Annotated in this window: 17 protein-coding genes; 15 read left to right on the top strand and 2 right to left on the bottom strand. The window is 58.4% G+C overall.

The window, feature by feature from the left end; translation table 11 throughout:
* Positions 1-44: 44 nt before the first annotated feature.
* From Q8K08_RS09255 to Q8K08_RS09320, 14 genes are all read left to right on the top strand, one after another.
* Positions 45-2,222 carry a hypothetical protein gene (locus tag Q8K08_RS09255; protein WP_305249887.1) on the top strand — a complete coding sequence of 726 codons (2,178 nt, stop codon included), beginning with the start codon at positions 45-47 and terminating at the stop codon, positions 2,220-2,222.
* Between the two features lie 2 nt (positions 2,223-2,224).
* Positions 2,225-4,216, top strand: a complete 1,992-nt coding sequence (locus tag Q8K08_RS09260) for a type IV secretory system conjugative DNA transfer family protein (RefSeq protein ID WP_305249888.1) — start codon at positions 2,225-2,227, stop codon at positions 4,214-4,216.
* 196 nt (positions 4,217-4,412) lie between these two features.
* Positions 4,413-5,009 carry a WYL domain-containing protein gene (locus tag Q8K08_RS09265; protein WP_305249889.1) on the top strand — a complete coding sequence of 199 codons (597 nt, stop codon included), beginning with the start codon at positions 4,413-4,415 and terminating at the stop codon, positions 5,007-5,009.
* Positions 5,010-5,478: 469 nt separating this feature from the next.
* Entirely contained in the window at positions 5,479-7,485 is a 2,007-nt protein-coding gene (locus tag Q8K08_RS09270; protein ID WP_305249890.1) for an ATP-binding protein, read from the top strand.
* Positions 7,486-7,588: 103 nt separating this feature from the next.
* A complete protein-coding gene (locus tag Q8K08_RS09275; RefSeq protein WP_305249891.1) occupies positions 7,589-8,470 on the top strand; it encodes an AbiJ-NTD4 domain-containing protein in 882 nt (293 codons plus the stop codon).
* Positions 8,460-9,782, top strand: a complete 1,323-nt coding sequence (locus Q8K08_RS09280) for a hypothetical protein (RefSeq protein WP_305249892.1) — start codon at positions 8,460-8,462, stop codon at positions 9,780-9,782. The genes Q8K08_RS09275 and Q8K08_RS09280 overlap by 11 nt, the downstream gene beginning before the upstream one ends.
* On the top strand, positions 9,779-10,066 hold the full coding sequence (locus Q8K08_RS09285; protein WP_305249893.1) for a hypothetical protein: 288 nt from the start codon (positions 9,779-9,781) through the stop codon (positions 10,064-10,066). Before Q8K08_RS09280 ends, Q8K08_RS09285 begins: the two co-directional genes overlap by 4 nt.
* Before the next feature lie 269 nt (positions 10,067-10,335).
* Positions 10,336-10,935, top strand: a complete 600-nt coding sequence (locus tag Q8K08_RS09290; protein ID WP_305249894.1) for a hypothetical protein — start codon at positions 10,336-10,338, stop codon at positions 10,933-10,935.
* 49 nt (positions 10,936-10,984) lie between these two features.
* The gene (locus Q8K08_RS09295) at positions 10,985-11,410 is read left to right on the top strand and encodes a transposase (RefSeq protein WP_305249895.1); all 426 of its coding nucleotides are present in this window, start codon (positions 10,985-10,987) and stop codon (positions 11,408-11,410) included.
* Positions 11,407-11,760, top strand: coding sequence for an IS66 family insertion sequence element accessory protein TnpB (gene tnpB, locus Q8K08_RS09300; protein WP_305249896.1), 354 nt, complete (start codon positions 11,407-11,409; stop codon positions 11,758-11,760). The genes Q8K08_RS09295 and tnpB overlap by 4 nt, the downstream gene beginning before the upstream one ends.
* Positions 11,761-11,814: 54 nt before the next feature.
* Entirely contained in the window at positions 11,815-13,383 is a 1,569-nt protein-coding gene (locus Q8K08_RS09305) for an IS66 family transposase (RefSeq protein ID WP_305249897.1), read from the top strand.
* Between the two features lie 111 nt (positions 13,384-13,494).
* Positions 13,495-14,271 carry an AAA family ATPase gene (locus tag Q8K08_RS09310; RefSeq protein ID WP_305249898.1) on the top strand — a complete coding sequence of 259 codons (777 nt, stop codon included), beginning with the start codon at positions 13,495-13,497 and terminating at the stop codon, positions 14,269-14,271.
* Positions 14,268-15,149, top strand: a complete 882-nt coding sequence (locus Q8K08_RS09315; protein WP_305249899.1) for a hypothetical protein — start codon at positions 14,268-14,270, stop codon at positions 15,147-15,149. Before Q8K08_RS09310 ends, Q8K08_RS09315 begins: the two co-directional genes overlap by 4 nt.
* 104 nt (positions 15,150-15,253) lie before the next feature.
* The gene (locus tag Q8K08_RS09320) at positions 15,254-15,745 is read left to right on the top strand and encodes a thermonuclease family protein (protein WP_305249900.1); all 492 of its coding nucleotides are present in this window, start codon (positions 15,254-15,256) and stop codon (positions 15,743-15,745) included.
* Between the two features lie 37 nt (positions 15,746-15,782).
* On the opposite strand, the gene Q8K08_RS09325 is transcribed toward Q8K08_RS09320, so the two are convergent.
* Both Q8K08_RS09325 and mobC read right to left on the bottom strand, forming a co-directional pair.
* The gene (locus Q8K08_RS09325; RefSeq protein WP_305249901.1) at positions 15,783-17,606 is read right to left on the bottom strand and encodes a relaxase/mobilization nuclease domain-containing protein; all 1,824 of its coding nucleotides are present in this window, start codon (positions 17,604-17,606) and stop codon (positions 15,783-15,785) included.
* Positions 17,599-17,985: a plasmid mobilization relaxosome protein MobC gene (gene mobC / locus Q8K08_RS09330; RefSeq protein WP_305249902.1), complete on the bottom strand. Its 387-nt coding sequence runs from the start codon at positions 17,983-17,985 to the stop codon at positions 17,599-17,601. Before mobC ends, Q8K08_RS09325 begins: the two co-directional genes overlap by 8 nt.
* Before the next feature lie 738 nt (positions 17,986-18,723).
* Here mobC and Q8K08_RS21975 point away from each other — a divergent pair.
* Positions 18,724-18,818 (top strand): division plane positioning ATPase MipZ (locus tag Q8K08_RS21975; RefSeq protein WP_370870536.1); only part of this gene is annotated, 95 nt, incomplete at its 3' end.

Genomic DNA, 18,818 nt, shown 5'->3' on the forward strand with positions numbered 1-18,818 from the left:
CCCCTTCTCTTCCCCATTTCCGGCTCTTTGCCCGCAGGTACCCCATGGAAAACGACATAAATACAAGCGCGGCGCGCCCGGAAACAGAGCGTAGCGATGCGGAGCACTCTGCCACCGACCGACCCAAAGAATACTTCTCGGTCAGGCTAACCCTATCGGGAGCCGCGCAAGAATTCGAAGATCCCCGCCAGGCGGGCGAAGCGTTCTTTCGCGCCGATCCAGCCGAGCGGCCATCAGTGGCGCATATTGATGGCAACACGGCCCGCACCATGGCCCGGACAGAGATTCACGGGGTCCATGAAAGCGGCGAGACGCGGTATTTCAAAAGTCTGCCGGACTCGCATGCAGCCGACGCCGAGTTCCGCGCCGGGTTCCTCAATGCGATGGAGGCCTCGCTGACGGAGCGGTTGGGCAAAGTCGAGTGGGGCAAGGATGGCCCCGCTGTGACCGAGCGGCTTGATACAGGCCTGAGAGATGATCTCGAGGCCTTCGCCCGCCGCGCACCAGAAAAGGCAGCGACGCTTTGGGCGGACCACAGTGACGCGGTTCCGCCCGGGCCGGAATTGCGCGCGGCGGTGCAAGCCCGGGAGGACGTGGCGGATCGAGAGGTAACCGCCTACCAAAACGCCCTTGCCGAAAAGCCACCCATCATCGCCACAGGCGATTGGGTCACCACCGATGCAAATGTCGAGCTACGGCCCGTGGCGGTGGCTACCGATCGGGGCATTCATACGGGCTACGAGGCAAATCTGCCGGGAGGGGAGAATGAGCTTACCGTTTCTGAGCGCACTTTCCCGAATTCCCGCGAGGCCCTGCGCCATGCCTATGACTTCTATGAAGGGGGCGAAGAAGGGCTTGAGCTGGCGGTAAAGCGCGCGTCAGAAATGGCCCGCGATCTGGTGGAAGAACCCGATCGCGGGCCGGAAGGGCTTGTCCTTGAGCATCGGCCTCAGCCCGCGTTCGCCCGTCCCGAGACTGCGATCTATGCGGGAGATGATGCGCAACTAGTCCTGACCCTTGGCCGGGACACTGAAGACACCCGCGATCTGGCCGAGCGGCTGGTTGCCGACCCAGAATTTCGGAAGATGGTGGCCGATCATATCCCCGATGCTGAGGCCACGATTGGCACCGGTCGTTTTGTCGACGGCGAAGGCTCCGCAGGATTTCTGCCCGATGAACTTCTGGCCGTCACCTCCTATGGTCGCGATGGCGGCGCCGAGGTTCTGGCCAAGTTTCCCGATGAAGGGCCGCTCAGTGAAGCCTTGGCCAAGCATTTGGCGCAAAGCCCAGTGATGGCGGCCCATGTCGAAGAAGAACGGCAGCGGAGCGACTTTGCGGCTGACCCGCCGCGGGCCTTATCGGCCTGGGTGGCGCAATCGACAGCCCAGATCGACCGATTGCCGTCGGACCGACAAGACGACCTGCGATCCGAAATGCAGGGGATCGCCAAAGAGGCGGCGGCAGCCTTTGGGCTGGATCGGGAGCCGGCCGAAATAGCAGCCCCGCCCCGTTCGACGCTTTACAGCACCTCCATTGGCGCAAACACGTTGGCGATTGCCGGGGCCGAGAAAGACCTCGACGAAAGCAGTGCCAAGATGTTGAGCGCTACTTTGAGTTTATATGCGAACATCGCTGGGATCGATTTCAAGAAGCTTGAGGCGCGACTTGAAGCGGGGGCTGCCAACGCCCGCGAAGAAGAATCGTGGGTGAAGTCCGATATTGCCGATGTCGCCAAGCGGCATGGCTTTGATCTCAGCAGCGCCCAAGGTCGCAGTTCGGCGGCCGAGCGGGTGGATCGTTTTTACGAGCGTGCAGCCGAATTGATCCAGTCCGCCCGCAGCATTGAAGTTACCCGTGGACCTGACCCGCTGGTTGAGGCCTTAGGTTCACTGGCGCGCGTCCATGCCAGCCAGGGATCCGTCGCCTTCCGCAGCGAAAATCAAGCGCGGGATTTCGCAGAAGAAATGAAGGAGCGCTATGGGGCCTCCGTTCTAAAGGACATCGCTGCGGGCCGTACCGAGGCACTGGCCAAGGATGTGGCGGACCCGGCCGCACGGGCCGCGATGGCCATTGCCGTCGTCTCCGCTGCCAAAGAGCATCCCTCGCTTGGTATCAGCGCGCATGAAGCAGAGGCGGCGGAACGCAGAATGGTGGCGCAAGCGGCGTCGCGACCGCCGGAACACGCGCGGGCACATGCTCACGATCAAGATCGGGAGTTTTGATCATGCAACGCATTGCTTTGCTGCTTCCCCTTGGTCTCACATCCGGCCTGATGGTTGGTCTTATTGCTGGTGGCCTTGTCCTCAACCTGATCTTGGGCCGCGATCCGAATGCGACCGGCATCTTTGTCCTGATCGCAGAGTTTCCCGGTTTTGCCCGGTTGACCTCCGTGCCCTGGGTCCTGCCTTGGCAAATTGTCGGCGCATCAACTGTGCTCTTCACGATTGCCGCCGTCGCCCTAACCTTCCGCCAACAGCTCACAGAATACGGTCAGGCCAAGTTCCAGGCGCGCGCGGAGATGAAGACGAATGGCCTCCTGCAGCCCTTGGGCGCGGGGATGGTCTTCGGCAAGCTGGGCGCCCCTTCAAAGACCGCGCCTTATGTCAGCGCCACCTTCCAGAAATTCCCGCATTGCCTCGTTGTGGCACCCACCCGGGCCGGTAAAGGCGTGGGCTATGTTATCCCGAACACGATTCTGTTCAACGGCAGCATCGTCGTCCTCGATGTGAAGGGCGAGATATTCGAGGCCACTTCGCGGCACCGGCAGGCCGAAGGCGACGCAGTCTATCGCTTTTCGCCCTTCGATTTTGAGCATCCGACCCATCGCTACAATCCGCTTGAGCGCGTCGCCCGCATAGAAAATCTTGAGCAGCGCTATACTGAACTGGCAAAGATCTCGGACTACTTTTTGACGGTTTCGGACAAGGGAACCGCTGGCGACTTTTTGACTGAAGGGCGTGAGCTTTTCGTAGCCGCTGGCCTTCTGGCCATTGAGCGCGGCAAGCCAACGATCGGTGAGATAAGCCGCATTCTCTTTGGCCGGGGGGCGACCCAAGAGGTTTACGGCGAGCATGCCGAGGAGGTGAAACACCCCAATGCCGCCCAGACTTTCCGGAAGTTCGCAGGGTATTCCGACCGGACGTTGTCTTCGCATGCCTCGGTTCTTGGCGGCGCGGGCATGACGCTTTGGAACAACCCGGCTGTAGATCGCGCGACATCTGGCAATGACTTTTCCTTTGCCGATCTGCGTAAGCGCCCGATGTCGATCTATGTCGTGGTCAATGCCGACGACATTCGCACCCTGTCGCCTCTGGTGCGCTTGTTCTTCGGCGAGCTCATCGCCACCATGCGCTCCACCCTCCCCGACCCGAAATCAGAGCCCTGGCCTGTCATGGTCATGCTGGATGAGTTCGACCAGCTCGGGCCGATGCCGATTGTTGAACAGGCCCTGAAGCAGCTCGCTGGTCATGGCGCTCGGGTTTCGATCATCACCCAGTCGATCCCCGGTCTCGATAACATCTATGGCGAGAATGTCCGCCTGTCGCTCGAATCCGCCGCCGGAATGAAGCTCTACCTCGCGGCAAACGACAAAAAGACGGCGGGGGAGATTTCGGACGCCTTGGGCAAGACGACGAAGCTTTCCGTGTCGGATAGTGTTTCTCGGGACAGGGATTTCATGCAGCGGCGATCGGTCAGTCGGCGGATGGAGGAGCGGCCACTTCTGACCCCCGACGAGGTGCGGCGGCTGAGCCCGGATCAGGCAATTCTCATCCCGGAACGGCAGAACCCGCTCTTGGTTCACCGGATCGTCTACTTCCAGGACCCTACCTTCAAGAAGTTGTTCGATGCCCAAAAGGGTGCCCTGCCCTATCCGCCCAAGGAAGCTGCGGACGTGCAGGTGTTGACCCAACGGATGGAGGCGTTGGAACGGCGAATGGCCGAAAGGATGCTGGTGGATTTTGTGCGGCCGGAGAAGACAAAGGCTGAAGCCGCGGTTGAACCTGAGCCGAAACTGGCGGCCGAGATTGTGGCGCGGGATGAGATAGCGCCAGAGGCCGAGCTGGCTGCAGTCAATGCTGACGTGCTCGCCACGGTGGAACAGGCCGAAGCCATCGCAGAGCCCGAGGTTGATCTCGCAGCCTTGAGACCACCCATCACAATCGCGGTCTCAAAGATGAGCAAGTTCTCCCACAGCCTCGCAGGCTTTGAGCTTTGACGCCATGCGGTGATTAGCTCCGGCCTAGTTCGTGTAACTGAGCAGGCCATGGGCCTTGCGGATTCAGGCATTCTCCCGCTTCGGGGACGATGGTCTTCAATGAAAATACTAGACCAAACGGCCTTACCCGTGCGAAGGAGAGCACCTTTTCCAATGCCCACGAGGATTTGCCATGCGACCCGGTCGCCCCACGCCCTTGACCCTGACGCGCCGCGCGCTCGGCACCCGGCTTGCTGGGTTTGCCGCCGCTATCGGCTTTGGGCAAAGTGCAGCGACCAGCGTGGCCGCCCAACCAGCGTCTGCTTTGGATCACGAACTGCGTGATGCAGCCCTCAGGGGTCTCGCCTTGGCAAGCCATCGCGGCGATCCGGTGGCCGCAGCCGCTGCAGAGGCAACGCTTGCCCGGCTAGCGGAAACCGATCCTGAAGCCGCCATTCTCGGCCGCATCTACCAGTTGCTGGACGTCCGCCCGGCCGCCTATTGGCACGGAGATCTGCCCGCGGCCGCGGCAGCAGATCTTTCCGCGCTCCACCGGGCGATCCGTGCCAGCCAGCCGGTCGCCTTCGGATACACCGACCTTTCCGGACAAGAGACGACGCGCACGGTCCTGCCCCTAGCCTTGGTGCATCCGCCCCAAGGGGTGAAAGTGCTTGCCTGGTGCGAGGAACGCAGGGATTTTCGCCAATTCTTCGTGCGCGCCATGCAGGGGCTAACGCTCAGGGAGGGTGAATTCAGCAGGGATCGGTTGGCACTTCTGCGAGGACTGTTGGACAAAGAGGCCGCTCGCGCCTGACTGCTCGGCAAGTTGTTGACGCAAGAGGCTGGGGTTTTGTGACTTGTGCTACGCAAATTAGCAACCAGCCGCGCTATAGCAAAACGGAGGTTGGGTTACCTGGCACATGCTGACAAATGGGCAGGCGGAAGGCTGAAGACCATTGAAGCCTGATTGCTCTTCATCTCGCGGATCCCTCTAGGCAAATGTGTATCCATTGGCTACACTCCCGGTATGCCAAAAAAAGATGTCGGCTTGCGCATCAGGTTGAACCGGGAGCTTCGAGACGAGTTCGTCGAAGCGTGCAAATCCCATGATCTTCCGGCGGCGCAGGTACTAAGAGGATTCATGCGCGAGTATGTCGTCAAAAACGTAGTGTCCTCCGCCAGCCGAATTCGACAGCGAGAATCAAGAGGGAACGAAGAATGACGTCGGGGAGCGGGTCCAATGACAGAGCCAACGATGGCCCGACCGATGTAAGCGAGATGGCATGAGCAATGTAAACGTCAGGCGGCTAGTCGAGAATATTCGATCTGGCACTAACATCTATACGCCCTTAGTGGAGCTAGTAGTGAATGCCATTCAAGCCATCGACCAAAAAGGCGGCAAGAACGGACTGATCCAAATCGAAATACTACGAAGTGGACAAGCGGACATCATCGACCGCCTTGAAGATATCGATGGCTTTGTCGTTAAGGATAATGGTGTTGGCTTCACGAAGACTAACCGCGATTCCTTTGATACACTTTATACCGAACAGAAGATCGCCGATGGCGGGAAGGGCTTTGGCCGTTTCACTTGCCTCAAATATTTCAACCATGTGAAAGTGGCGAGCACCTTCACCGTCGGTGATGAGTTTCATGATCGATCCTTTAGGATGGGCCTAGGCAAAGACATCATCGTTGACGAGAAAACGTCCACTTCGGAAAAGCGGGAGACAGGTACGGCATTCGAGATTTCCGGTATCAAGTCGGTCAAGTTCCCGGACAAGCGGCTTGATACTGTCTGCCGCGTAATCGTCGAACGGCTATTACCATATTTCGTTGACAAGGATCGGGCGTGTCCGCGTATCGTGATCCGTGAAGCGAACGAGCCTTCCGGTGGTGTCTCTCTCAACGACTATCTGGGCAAGGAAAACAGCCAGATTGTTGAGATGCCGGTTGAACAGAGCACGTTCACACTCACAGCCAACGAAGAGGTCAAGGATTTTGACGTACGCGTCTTCAAATTCTATACACCAAGGTCGGCCAAGAGCAAAGTCAGTCTCGTCGCACATCGGCGCGAAGTGACCGATAACCCGCTTCAGGTCTATATACCTGAGTTTGCCGAAGAGTTCTATGAGGTCGGCCCCGAACAGGATCTATCCAAAGGGCGCAATTTCGTCGTCAAGTCCTATGTTTTCGGCGACTACCTCAATGACAATGTGTCGCTCGAAAGAGGCGAATTCCGCTTTCAGAATGACAATGACCTGTTGACTGGCATCTCTCAAAGCGAGATCGAGCAGAAGGCTGCCGAGATCGCCCAGTCGACTGTAGGCTCGGAAATTACTGAACGGAAGATGCGCAAGCAAGCGCGAATAGCCGACTATGTGTCGGTCGACGCGCCCTGGCACCGGACACTCGCGAATGAGGTTGATTTCGACGCCCTGCCGATGCGACCGACGAACCAAGATATCGAGCTTCATCTTCAAAAGAAGAAATACGAAAAGGAAATTCAGACGCGATCGCAGGTGGCCGCGCTGCTGAAATCAGAAAACCCCGATGAATTGACTACAAGAATCGTTCAGATTATGGACAGCATTTCCGAAACCAGCAAGAACGATCTCATCCACTATGTTTCCATGAGAAAGTGCGTTCTGGATCTTTTTTCCAAATCTCTTGAAATCGGTTCCGATGGAAAGTACAAATCGGAAGGCGATGTGCATGATATCATTATGCGACGTAAAAAAGATTCGGAAGACTTGGATTATGAATCGCACAGCCTCTGGATGCTCGACGAGCGGCTTAATTTTTCTTCCTATGTCTCATCCGATAAGCCGCTGAACAAACCAGCTGGAGATCGGACGGATATTACAATCTACAATCGCCGCGTTGCATTTCGCGGTGAGAACGAGGCGAGCAATCCCATCACCATCTTCGAGTTCAAGAAGCCTCAACGAGACAATTTCGCAGATCCTTCATCGAAGGAAGATCCGGTTCAGCAGATCGTCCGATATGTCAATCAAATCAGAGAAGGTAAGTTCAAGACACCCACTGGCCGCGATATCATCGTCAACAGCACGACGCCATTTTACGGTTACGTAGTTTGCGATCTGACGCCAAAAGTAAGAAAGTGGCTTGAGTTTGAGAAGGACTTTACTCCCATGCCAGATGGACTTGGCTGGTTCCGATGGTTTGGTAACAACAGCCTCTACATGGAAGTCTTGAGTTGGACCAAACTTCTCCGGGACGCTGAAATGCGGAATAAAATATTCTTCAATAAACTCGGAATAGATTAGCATCTATTGCGGCGCAAAATTGGCCTGGACGCCGATCGAGCGATGCGGAGAAATCGCCGGGATGGCGTGTCGCGCGGCAAAGGGATGATATTGGAGGAAACTCGTGGCCACCTATTTTACTGATCGTGAATACGGAAGTCGACCCCACGCAATCGATATCATAGACGAGCGCTTGTGGGCCGGCATCTGCAGCTTGATCCAGACGAGAATTGGCAATGGCTCATTTGGGCACCGCTTTCCAGAACAGTGCGCCGACGGAAACGGACCATGCGGATGTGACGAGCGGGCCTTCTGCCAAGTGCTAGGCGCCGAGGTACCGTGGATCGAATGGCCGCTTTCTCCGAACGTAGTGCCCGACACGCCGGTGATCCTCGATTTGCTTGAGTTCTGCGCCAGCGCCGTGGGTGAGGCCCTGCAGGGCGCCTATCATTCTTACTACCGCCACCATCACCTGAGTTGGGATCGCGACGCCGGCCTTGCGCGATTTGTGGCGGACGTGAACCTCCTGTTCCGCCGGAACGCTGTCGCCTACGAGCTCACAGCGACCGGACAGGCCCGCCGCCTTCTTCCGCAGGCGATCGCCAATACGATCGGCTGGGCCTTGTTTCAAACTGGCGATGCGGAGACAGACCGGCTGCTCGAAGCCGCGCGCCAGCGGTTTGTCTCGCCAAAGCCCGAAGATCGGCAGGACGCTCTGGAGAAGCTGTGGGATGCTTTTGAACGCCTGAAGACGCTGGAGCCCGGCGCCAATAAGCGCGCACAGGCCGATGCGCTGCTGGACCGCGTCGCACCGCCGGGCTCTGGATTTCGGGAAGCCCTTGGGCGGGAGGCCGCTGAGCTGACCTCCATAGGGAACAGTTTCCGCATTCGTCATTCCGAGACAACGCAGGAACCGTTGACCTCTCTGGATCAGGTCGACTATTTGTTTACGCGGATGTTTGCATTCGTGCGCGTGATCCTGAAAGGGACCGGGCGTGGCGGATGACCTTTACGGGCTTCTCTCCGGGATTCTGCACGGGATGAGCCACGCCCAAATGAGCCAGGAGCCAGAGCGGGTCGCCGGGCTGGTCGTGCCTGCCCCGGAGGGTTACTCGAAACGGCAGCGTATCGAAGCTGTGCTCGAGAACCTCACGCAGGAGGACCTCGCTCGGCTGGCGCTCAAATTCGCTGCTGTCCGCCGCGACATCTCGCTCGATGAGGCGGGTCGCAAGGTGCTCGAGACTAGCGATCCGCCGTTGACACAGATCACACGACGAGACGTTGCGCGGATCCTCGGAGACGATCTTGCCGGTGAGCGCAGCACCATCGAGGTGGTCGAGGGCTACTTTCCGCTTTCCTCGCCACTTGATGACTTCCTCGGAAGCGGTGGCAAAAGCCTGCGCGACCAGATCACCCAGCATATGGACCGCAATCCTGGCGATTGGTCGGTGGAGCACTTGTTCGGAGAAATCGGGGCATTCGATTGCTCCAGGGCGAGGTTCGGCGCCTTACTCGAACAAGCTGTTCACCCCCTTTCTCGATCGGGTGATGATCAGACGAAGGCGGTCGCCGCCCTGAACGCGGTCCTTGCACGGGATGGGTATGAGCTGGCGCAGGAAGGCGAAATTTCCGGTCATCCGCTCTTCCGCTTCCGATCCCTGGCGCGCGGGGTCAGTGGCCGGCCCAAGAATTTGATCTTCGCTTCGCGAGGACCGAAGCCGGAGATCGGCTTCGCAGATGCGATCAATAACGACATCGTCATTCTGTCCGGCGAAGAGAGTTGCCTGGTCTATGACCGGCCGATCGGCGCGAGCGGCCTTCTTTGGTCCGAACTCGTTTCCTGGTGGGGCGAGGTTACACCGGGGGCGGATGCCGCAAAACTCGGAGCTCGCCTCCAGGAATCCCTAGCCTCGGACGCAGAACGCAAGCTTTTCGCGACCTACTTCAAGGCCTATCGGTCCACCCTCGGCGAGGTGCTGCCCGCGCTCCTGCCGCAGGTCTACCTTCACTATGATCCTGCCGTCGCGAAGTCCCTGCGCCGTCGGCTTCCGCTACCGCGTCAGCGCATGGACTTCCTTATGTTGCTACCCGGCCGTCAACGCATTGTTATCGAGGTAGATGGCAAACATCACTTCTCGAAAGACGATCTTCCGTCATTGAAGGTCTATGCAGAAATGGTATCAGCCGACCGCGAGCTGCGCCTTGCTGGATACGAAGTCTATCGGTTCGGCGCAAATGAATTGGTTGGTGACGGCGCCGAGGCGAGGATCACCGATTTTTTTGACAAACTCTTTGGTCAACATCGCATTCGGAAATGAAATTGCTTGCTAAACGTCCGCTATCAGCCCGTTGCACTGGTGACGATCGCTTTGATGGGGTCGCTTCATTGCGGACGATCACCTACTTGATGCGCTACGTTTCAGATTTCTATGAAGCTGACCGTAATGCTCGGCGCAGCACTCTAGGGTCGATATGCGACACTTTTGACAAGTTAACCTTGCGGGAGCCTTCGCAGGCGCGAATTTGTCAACGCTGCTGCCCAACTGTTTACAGTGTGAACGTCGGCTGGTGGGCGTACAACTCTTCGGGCAAATTCGCCTAGCGATTGATCGGCACAATGGGGAGTAATTCGGTGGGAGAAAACGCTGCTAGCTATCAGGTCCTGTTTCTCAATGAGCAAAACCTGCAAACCTCTATCGAGCCAGGAACGATAGTGATCATGCCCAGCTCGGACGGCTGGAATGACTTTGGTGAGCGCATTCTTATCGAAATTGTGATCCAACCCAAGAATAGTCCGGATTTTTCTAGCGAGCGCTTGGAGTTGCGCGGCTCTTTGGCTTCCTTGAGAAGCATGATAACAAGTTTGACACAATGCACTTACGCGAGCTTGTCAATCGTGAACAGAGGGCAATCCCGGCCGAAAAGGTTCCGGACTATTTCACGATGCTGCCAGATATGGAGAGCTATCGGCGGATCATTAGACAGCTCGGACCGGATGAAACACGCATCGTGTTGCGCGCGATGAACGACATGGTTGAAGCAGAGGATCGGCCTATTGGCAGACCTTGGCTAAGAGCGGCGCGAGAGAGCCAAATCTTTCTCAGTGCCTTTTTGCGTCAAAGCGAGTCCTATTTTACTTGGAAGAATGCTGCACCGATCCTGCGCGGGGTCGGATTTGAGGAGCTTGACCGGATATCCGAAGGCGTGCGCGTCCAGTTTCATCTTGCGGGGCGACCAAACGCACACGATCTCAAGTTCCGTTTTTCGCATGTTGGCGATGTGCTACCCAGTCGCTTCGCAATCGTTATCGGCAAGAACGGCGTCGGCAAAAGTCAGACATTAGCGCAGATCGTCGATGCGGCATTGCTAGGAAAGCCCAATCTGACTGCACTCGATGGCGATCGCCCGGTGTTCAATCGGATACTCGGTTTCTATCGTAAGCGGTGCGCCAGCCCCGTGGTTTCGGCTTGATGTGACTTCGGGCATGCCGTCCTGCAACTGAGTTTGCGGGAGGCTTGCCATGGAGCACCAAAACGAGCACCGGATGGAGGTGCGTGGATCGAAGAGAGTATCCCGGATCGAGATCCTTGATGGCCCGACCGGCCGTCGGCGTTGGCCGGATGACCTCAAGGCGCGGATCGTGGCCGAGAGTTTTCAGCCCGGCGCGCGGGTCTGCGATGTTGCAGCGAAGTATGGGCTGATTGCCCGGCACCTTTCTGGATGGCGCGCTCAAGCGCGTAAAGGTAAGCTGGTGGTGCCGATCGATGCAGCCCCGGCATTCGTGCCGCTGGTGATCGAACCACCGATTTCTGATACTGCCGCTGCCGCGGTGGGCGGCACTGGCGTGATCAGGGTCGAGATTTGCGGCGCAGTTTTGCATGTGGTGCCGGACTGCAGCCCGGAGCGTGTGGCGGCTTTGGCGGCGGCGTTGAGGAAGGCGCTGTGATCTTCCCCGATCAGGCCGTCCGGATCGTGATTGCGACCAAGCCAGTAGACTTTCGCAAGGGGCATGACGGGCTGGCCGCCATGGCCCATGGCGAGTTGGGCTTTGCGCCCAAGGCGGGGGTGATGGTGGTGTTCAGGTCAAAGCGTGGCGACAGGATCAAGGTTTTGTTCTGGGACGGCAGTGGGATCGTGATGATCTACAAGCGCCTGGAACAGGGCGGCTTTGCCTGGCCAAAGGTTGGCGACGGGGTCATGCGGCTGTCGCGGGTGCAGTTCGAGGCGCTGTTTGCCGGCCTTGACTGGCGCCGCATCCATGCGCCCAGACCGATGCTTCCCACCGCGACAGAATGACTCGGATTGCCTTGTAAATATGGGCAAACGCGGGGGTATGCGGTATAAATCGCCATGTCTGCGCCCGCCGATCTCCCCTTTGATCTGGACAGCCTTCCGCCCGCCGTGCGTGAGGCATTTGCGGCCATGCAGGCCAAGGTCGCCGGGCTGGAAGCCCATACCGAACGTCAGGATTATCTCATAGCCGAGCTGCGCCATGCGCTTTATGGCAAACGGTCCGAGCAACTGCCCCCCGATGAGCGTCAGCTGGCTTTCGAGGATCTGGAAACGGCCGTCGCGGAAGCCGAGGCTGCACGGGCAGCGCTGACGGAGCGCAATGCCGATGGCAGGCCCAGGCGTCCGCCAGCCAAACGCAACCTTGGCCATCTGCCCGACCATCTACCGCGCATCGAACAGGTGATCGAACCCACGCAGAAGATCTGTCCCTGCGGCTGCACCGATATGGTGAAGATCGGCGAAGACCGCGCAGAACGGCTCGACATCGTTCCTGCCCGTTTCCAGGTCGTCGTCACCGTTCGCCCTCGCTATGCCTGCCGTCGTTGCGACGCTGGCATCATTCAGGCTGACACGCCAAACTGGCTGATCGAAGGCGGTTTGCCGACCGAGGGCACGCTCGCACATGTCGCGGTCTCCAAATATGCCGACCACTTGCCACTTTATCGCCAATGCCAGATCTATGGCCGGGGCGGCGTGGACCTGGACCGGTCAACCCTGGCAAACTGGTGCGGTGTGGCGGCCTATCATCTGGCCCCAGTCGTCGACCGGATGCTGATCCACATCAAACGATCCAGCCGCCTGTTCATGGACGAGACCCGAGCGCCGGTCCTCGATCCCAAGGCGGGCAAGACTAAGACCGGCTACCTCTGGGCGGTGACCCGCGATGATCGCGGGTGGGGCGGTGGCGATCCGCCCGCCGTCGTCTTCACCTATGCGCCCGGGCGCCATGGTCGTCATGCGATGGACATCCTGACGGGCTTCGAGGGCATTCTGCAGGTCGATGGATATACCGGCTATGACGCCTTGGCTGAACCAAAGCGCGTGGGCGGCATGCCCCTGACGCTGGCCTATTGCTGGGCACATTCCCGGCGCAAACTGCATGACATCTATCAAAAGGACGGCTCGGAGATCGCCGCCGAAGGCCTTCGCCGCATCGCCCAGATCTACAAGGTCGAAGCCAGCGTCCGGGGGCGGCCCCCCGAAGAGCGTCTTGCCGCCCGCCAAGTGCAATCGGCGCCGCTGATTACCGACTTCCGCCTTTGGTTGACCCAACAGCGCAGCCGGATCTCCGCCAAATCCCGCTTGGGTGAAAAGCTCGGCTACATCCACCGCCACTGGGATGGCCTGCAAATCTTCCTGACCGATGGCCGCGTCGAGATGGATACCAACCCGGTCGAAAACACCATCAGACCCATCGCCCTCAATCGAAAAAACGCGCTGTTCGCCGGTCATGACGAGGGCGGCCGAACCTGGGCGCGCATGGCCTCGCTAATCGAAACCTGCAAACTGAACGCCATCGATCCCTACGCCTACTTGCGCGAAACCCTGACCGCCATCGCCAACGGCCACCCCGCGTCGCGCATCGACGACCTCATGCCTTGGGCCTTCCAAAAACCGTCAATCTAAAAGCCCGACGGGGTTCACGCACCGCTTACTTTCTATCCGTCGGCATCAACATCCTCTGTGTTTCCGAGTGAGCGGCGCAAGCACGCACGTGTCTGGTATCGGCGTTTTTCCATGGTGAGCGGACGGACGCGGCATTCAACTAGCGACCTCATCATTCAACTCGCGCGCAGTACAGAGGGTATAGCTGGGAAGAGTCGATATGAGATTTTTCAGAAGTCGATCAGCGTGATTGAGGGTTGTGAAGAGTTGGTTCTACGCAAAAGGGCCAGCGAGCACGGCTCCGTATCGGTATTTGGCCTGAACCGTGGCGGGGAACAGGAGACGCTCGAGCGTTATTCTTCGATCAATAGCCGCGCCGAACCTGTCCGCATGATCGAGGGCAAGACTTATCCCCTCAGTAGTGGGGAACTGAGCTTTCTACGCTTCGCGGCGCTGACAGGTCTCTATGTCGAGAATGGTACGCTGTTACTCTTCGACGAGCCCGAGACCCACCTTCATCCGAACTTCATTAGTCAGTTTGTCGCTTTGCTTGACAGCTTGCTCAAACAGACAGGATCCGCGGCGATATTGGCAACGCATTCGGTTTATTTCGTGCGCGAGGCGATGGAGGACCAGGTCACTGTGCTTCGATCCAACTCGGATCGAGTGATCTCCGCAGAGACCCCGATACTCAAGACGTTCGGCGCAGATGTTGGCGCGATTTCTTATTTCGTGTTCGGGGAGGACCGGCCTTCACGCCTCGCACAAGAGGTTGAAACAAAAATTGTTGCCCAGGGCGCGTCTTGGGATGAAATATTTGTGACCTACAAGGATCGGGTGTCGCTTGATTTGCTTAGCGAAATTCGTGCACAGGTCGAAGGAACTGACCGCGAGGGTGGCGGCCAATGAACCGACTTGATCCGCCTGACTATTTCGATGATGCGGCCGCTCTGGACGCGCTTGCGTTGAACACCCGACTAAAATGCTATCCAAGTCTTGCCGCACAAGTCCCTGCGATCAAGGCGGGTTACGTTCAGTATGTCGCGGCCATGGGTAACTCGCATGGCGTAGTCAACATAGCGCTCCCAGTTCCGATCCAAGCCCAACTGAAGGCGCTGTACGCTTCGCCATCAAAGGAGCTCCCGCATATTAATCGCATCCGAGAGGAAAGCGAAGCTAACTGCTGCCCGATGTGCGGGTCGTTTCACAGCGGCACGCTAGACCATCTGCTCCCAAAAGCAGATTATCCAGTCTTCGCGATCTTCGGCCATAACCTGGTCCCGGCCTGCAAGTGTAACAGCACGCGGACGAATCTACTGACCGGCGCGAATCCTCACGAGCGAATTCTTCACCCCTATTTCGATGACATCTTGCGGGAACGACTGTTCGTGGCACAAATCGAGGACTTTGGCCTTGTGCCCAGGATCACTCTGCGACCTGCGCTTGACCCTTTTGACCCGCTCGTCGCAGCAGTGAGTTTTCACATGGCAAACGTAGTCGATCGCACCTCGATCCTACGCTACTTGCGCACCAGTTGGACCAATCTGCTTCGCCGGCCTAGCCTCGCAGCAGCCGAATTGCGAGCTGCACCGGCCACTCGGCAAGCGCTGAGAGATATCCTTACTGCAGAGTTAGACCGTCAGGATGACACCCATGGAAGTCGAAACAACTGGCGCTCAGTATTTCTTGCAGGCTTGCTTGACGATCCTTTGCTTGACTGGCTATTCGCTGCATTCCTGCGACCGGGATGGGCAGCAGACGGACCGCTCATTGAGGGCGCGGTCTAAGCTTGTGCCCGCAGTACCAACATGATCGCATACGGCGTCTGGACGCCATCGTGTTTACCGGCCCCCGGCCTCTGCCGACAGTCATTTCCAAAGAACCGAAAGTGATGGCAGGGATGATCTTGCGTTGGCGCGAAAGTTCGAGCAATTTTAGAAGCATGGACGTGTTGCCTCACACTCTTCAACGGCTTCGTCATCGTCGACTGGCGCGGGCACTGCTCGCAACGATCATTACCGCTATGGCACTTCTTGCAGGTCCCGATGCCCAGGCGGAGGAAGTACCCATCCTTGAGGCACGTGTCAGCAAAGTTCTGGACGGAGACACCTTCACGCTTAGCGGCGAGTCGCGTCGAATTCGTGTCTGGGGCCTCGATGCGCCGGAATGGAACCACCAAGGCGGTTCAACCGCCACGTCGACCTTGCACAGTCTGATATCCGGCAAGCAACTGCGTTGCGCAGTTCTGGACGTTGATCGATATGGACGCTTAGTCGCCCAATGTGTTCTGCCCAGCGGCCGTGACATCGCGGCAGAGATGATCCGTTCCGGCGCGGCCACCGAATACTGCCGATATTCCGGCGGCTACTACGGCAATTGTTGAAAATCTGAGCCAGCCAGCCCGAGCCATTTACGCGCAATCACCGCTCCCAATCATTCTCGCCCCGAGCAGAAGTTAGCGCGAGCAGCCGTTCAGCGTGCCGTGCCTCTTTCAGTGTCAGCCCGAACGCCACATGCGACTTAGCCGAAGAAACGATGGCCCGCGCGATCCACCTCCGCTGATCCGCATCCTCGAAATCCCCTGCCAGCGCATCCGTCCGCCCGCTGGCGAGTTCCGCCACAACCTCTTTGCCATACCGCAGACCCAGCTCATCAGCGAACCGCTCAGCATGGGCATCCCCCCGGAATTCCACCTTTCCGTCTGTCTGCATGATGCGACCCATTGCCCCGAGGGCACGCAGCAAACGATCATTGTCCGATGCCACCTCATGCGCCCGGGTATGCTCAGTCAGTTTGGCCGCCGTTTCATAGAAACGTTCAAGATCATCGACGACCGTCCTACTCTGATCCGAATTCCGAAGATCGACACGCCGTCGCCCGGACAGGGCCAACAAGTCACTGCGCACCCAATCGCGCTCTTCCCACGCATTGGCAGCACCCGTCTCCAGTCGCTCGGCCAAGCGGTCGCCGCTGAGACCTAAGGCCACAGCTTTGCTGACGATGGCCGTTTTCAGCCGGTCGACGGCGCCTGGCTGCAGATCAACGGCCTCCCTACCCTGTGTCAGGCGGTCACCCTCAAGTCCCGTTGCATAGAGATTTGTTTGCGGCAGCATCTGCAAAAGTTGCGCCCCTCTCGCATCGCCCAAGCCTTTGGCGATATCGATAGCATAGCCATAAAGCTCGTCCCGCATTTCCTTGCGCTCGGCGACGGGCATCTTTCGGATCTTGCCCTCCGCCTCGGCCATCCATCCGCTGAAATGCCGATCCAGATCGGCCCGCTCCGCCGTCGCGATATCGCCCGGAAAAGGTTGCAGTACCCCGCCACGACGCAAAGCTTCTTCCGCCTTGGCGATCTTCTCGCCAATCTCCGGCAGACCTGTCAGTGCCGCCACATGCTGCAGACTGCGCATGGCATCCGCCGTGCGGGCCATTGTCGCCAAGGCATCATCCAGCGCCTTACCCTCACGCGGCCTTTCTTCAGGTGCCCGGCCCTCAACCCGCGCCCGCTCAATCTCTGCCCGTGATGGCCCATAGGTCAGCAAGCCGCGCTCGGCGCGCGAAGTGGCATCCAGAAACACGCCTTCTTCGGCCGCGATTGCCACCATGCGCTCTTTCATGATCTCCAGATTGAAGACATGCTCCTTGGCCATGAAGAACCAGCTGTCATTCACCGTGCCCCGGTTGTTGACGACCATGTGGACATGCGGGTGGGCCTTGTCGGTGTGCAGGGCTGCGACATAGGACCAGACATCATCCTTATGCTCGCCCGACTGAAACATCTCGAAAGCCCAGGCTTCGGCAATCAGCTTCGCCTTCTCTGGCCGAACATGGGACGGGAAGCTCATCAAGAGATGGGTCGTGTGGCCGTTTTTCGGCGAGCCGCGCCAATCTTCGACCCAGTCGCCGACGATTTCGTTGCGCTCGTCCTTGGTCAGACCCTTGGCGTCGGCATCCAGCACGACCCCGTTGCCGAAGATCGAAGCCGACTTCGAGAACAGGTAGTCCATCTGGGCGGCCAACTCCTTGGCGTTCGCCGTCCCGCCCTTGCCAATTTTCTTTAGAACTGCCGCGTTCGAACCCAGCGAGAACCGCCACAGCTGGCTGGCCCGGGTCGAGAAACTGAACCCGCGCTTGGGCGAAGACGAACCGCCCGCCTTCACTCTACCCTGCTGCGGCCGCAGGAAGTTGATCTCTCCAAGAACGGCCTCGGCAACCCCGATGGGACGCGGCCCAAACTTAACCATGGCGCGCGCCCTCCTGAGCTTCGACAAACTTGCGGAACAGCGCCACGCCCTGCCGCCGGCGCTCGGCTATGACTTGGCTCAGCGCTTTGGCCACCATCGGCAGCGACCGCCGCAACTCATCCACCGACGCCCACTGCGCCTTGACCATCGGCGCCCTGCCCCGGTTCGCAGCTAGGGCGATCTGGTTCACGTTGGTGCCGATCTTGCCCAACTCGTAGCGGATTTCCTCCAGCTTGACGCTGTCCTCCCGGCTGAACTCGAGGAAACCTGAGGCCATCCGCACCACCGAGCGCACCCCGTCCGAGCGGGATTTCGCGCCAAGCTGGGTGCAAAGCGCGTCGAAGGCATGGAGTTCTTCGGCAGGCAGGCGACAGCTCACGACCTGGCCCTTGTCCTCCGACCGAGGCCGTCCGCGTCCACCGACTTGCTGCACTGCAGAATCAGCAACTTCATTGCCAACACCCGCCAAAACCTTGGACCGCGACTTAAGTCTTGTTTCGCGAGGTTCTGATTTTACCACCAACTTCTGCCACCGATTATTTGTAGACACATCGCATTTCCTGCCACTCTTCCTACCCCTTCCTTCACCTCCCATTCAAGTGCAATCTAAGCGCGATTTATGCTCTTGCAGATTGTGCTGACCTTGGGTAACTCCCCCGCCACCGAATGCGTTTCGCTGATCGCGCAACACACAAGGTGAGATAGGGATAGTGCACCCTCAGCCATGTGGTCAGAGGCGCGTTTTCCTTGTGAATATGGGCCTAAAGCCTTGTTTTGTTTACCGTGCGGATCCTGTCGTTCAGTGTTCAGGTTCCGGGGAAAGGAAGTGTGGGATGCGTCTTGTGGCATCAGGGATGTGTGTTCGGGGTCACGCCTTGTGATACACGCATTGCGCGATCAGATAAAAGACACACGCATCCAGTAATCAGGCAAACGATTAAAGAAACGCGCTTCACGCAATAAGATTTGCGCGAGCTGGTTTCTGATATCCGCAGTCGGCGTTCAGATTAAAGCGATGTGAGTTAAGATAAAAGATTTAAGCGATCCACATTGTGAGAAACGCAATCGGCGAAGTGAGGAAGGTGGTATGGGTTACGGGATACGTGTTGTGCTGGTGATGAACCGCAAGGGGGGATCGGGCAAGAGCACCCTCTGTCGCGCCTTGGCTTCTGCTGCGGCTGCTCGAGGCGAAACGGTGACGATCTTCGATAC

Source organism: Pseudotabrizicola sp., from assembly GCF_030684215.1.
Classification (GTDB): domain Bacteria; phylum Pseudomonadota; class Alphaproteobacteria; order Rhodobacterales; family Rhodobacteraceae; genus Pseudotabrizicola.

Bases quoted from the DNA above. Each gene is read 5' to 3' on its own strand.
- Q8K08_RS09315 (WP_305249899.1), top strand. From the start codon at position 14,268: ATGAACCGACTTGATCCGCCTGACTATTTCGATGATGCGGCCGCTCTG.
- Q8K08_RS09305 (WP_305249897.1), top strand. From the start codon at position 11,815: ATGTCTGCGCCCGCCGATCTCCCCTTTGATCTGGACAGCCTTCCGCCC.
- Q8K08_RS09260 (WP_305249888.1), top strand. From the start codon at position 2,225: ATGCAACGCATTGCTTTGCTGCTTCCCCTTGGTCTCACATCCGGCCTG.
- Q8K08_RS09255 (WP_305249887.1), top strand. From the start codon at position 45: ATGGAAAACGACATAAATACAAGCGCGGCGCGCCCGGAAACAGAGCGT.
- Q8K08_RS09285 (WP_305249893.1), top strand. From the start codon at position 9,779: ATGAAATTGCTTGCTAAACGTCCGCTATCAGCCCGTTGCACTGGTGAC.
- Q8K08_RS09320 (WP_305249900.1), top strand. From the start codon at position 15,254: ATGGCAGGGATGATCTTGCGTTGGCGCGAAAGTTCGAGCAATTTTAGA.
- Q8K08_RS09295 (WP_305249895.1), top strand. From the start codon at position 10,985: ATGGAGCACCAAAACGAGCACCGGATGGAGGTGCGTGGATCGAAGAGA.
- Q8K08_RS09290 (WP_305249894.1), top strand. From the start codon at position 10,336: ATGCACTTACGCGAGCTTGTCAATCGTGAACAGAGGGCAATCCCGGCC.
- Q8K08_RS09325 (WP_305249901.1), bottom strand. From the start codon at position 17,606: ATGGTTAAGTTTGGGCCGCGTCCCATCGGGGTTGCCGAGGCCGTTCTT.
- Q8K08_RS09270 (WP_305249890.1), top strand. From the start codon at position 5,479: ATGAGCAATGTAAACGTCAGGCGGCTAGTCGAGAATATTCGATCTGGC.
- Q8K08_RS09310 (WP_305249898.1), top strand. From the start codon at position 13,495: ATGGTGAGCGGACGGACGCGGCATTCAACTAGCGACCTCATCATTCAA.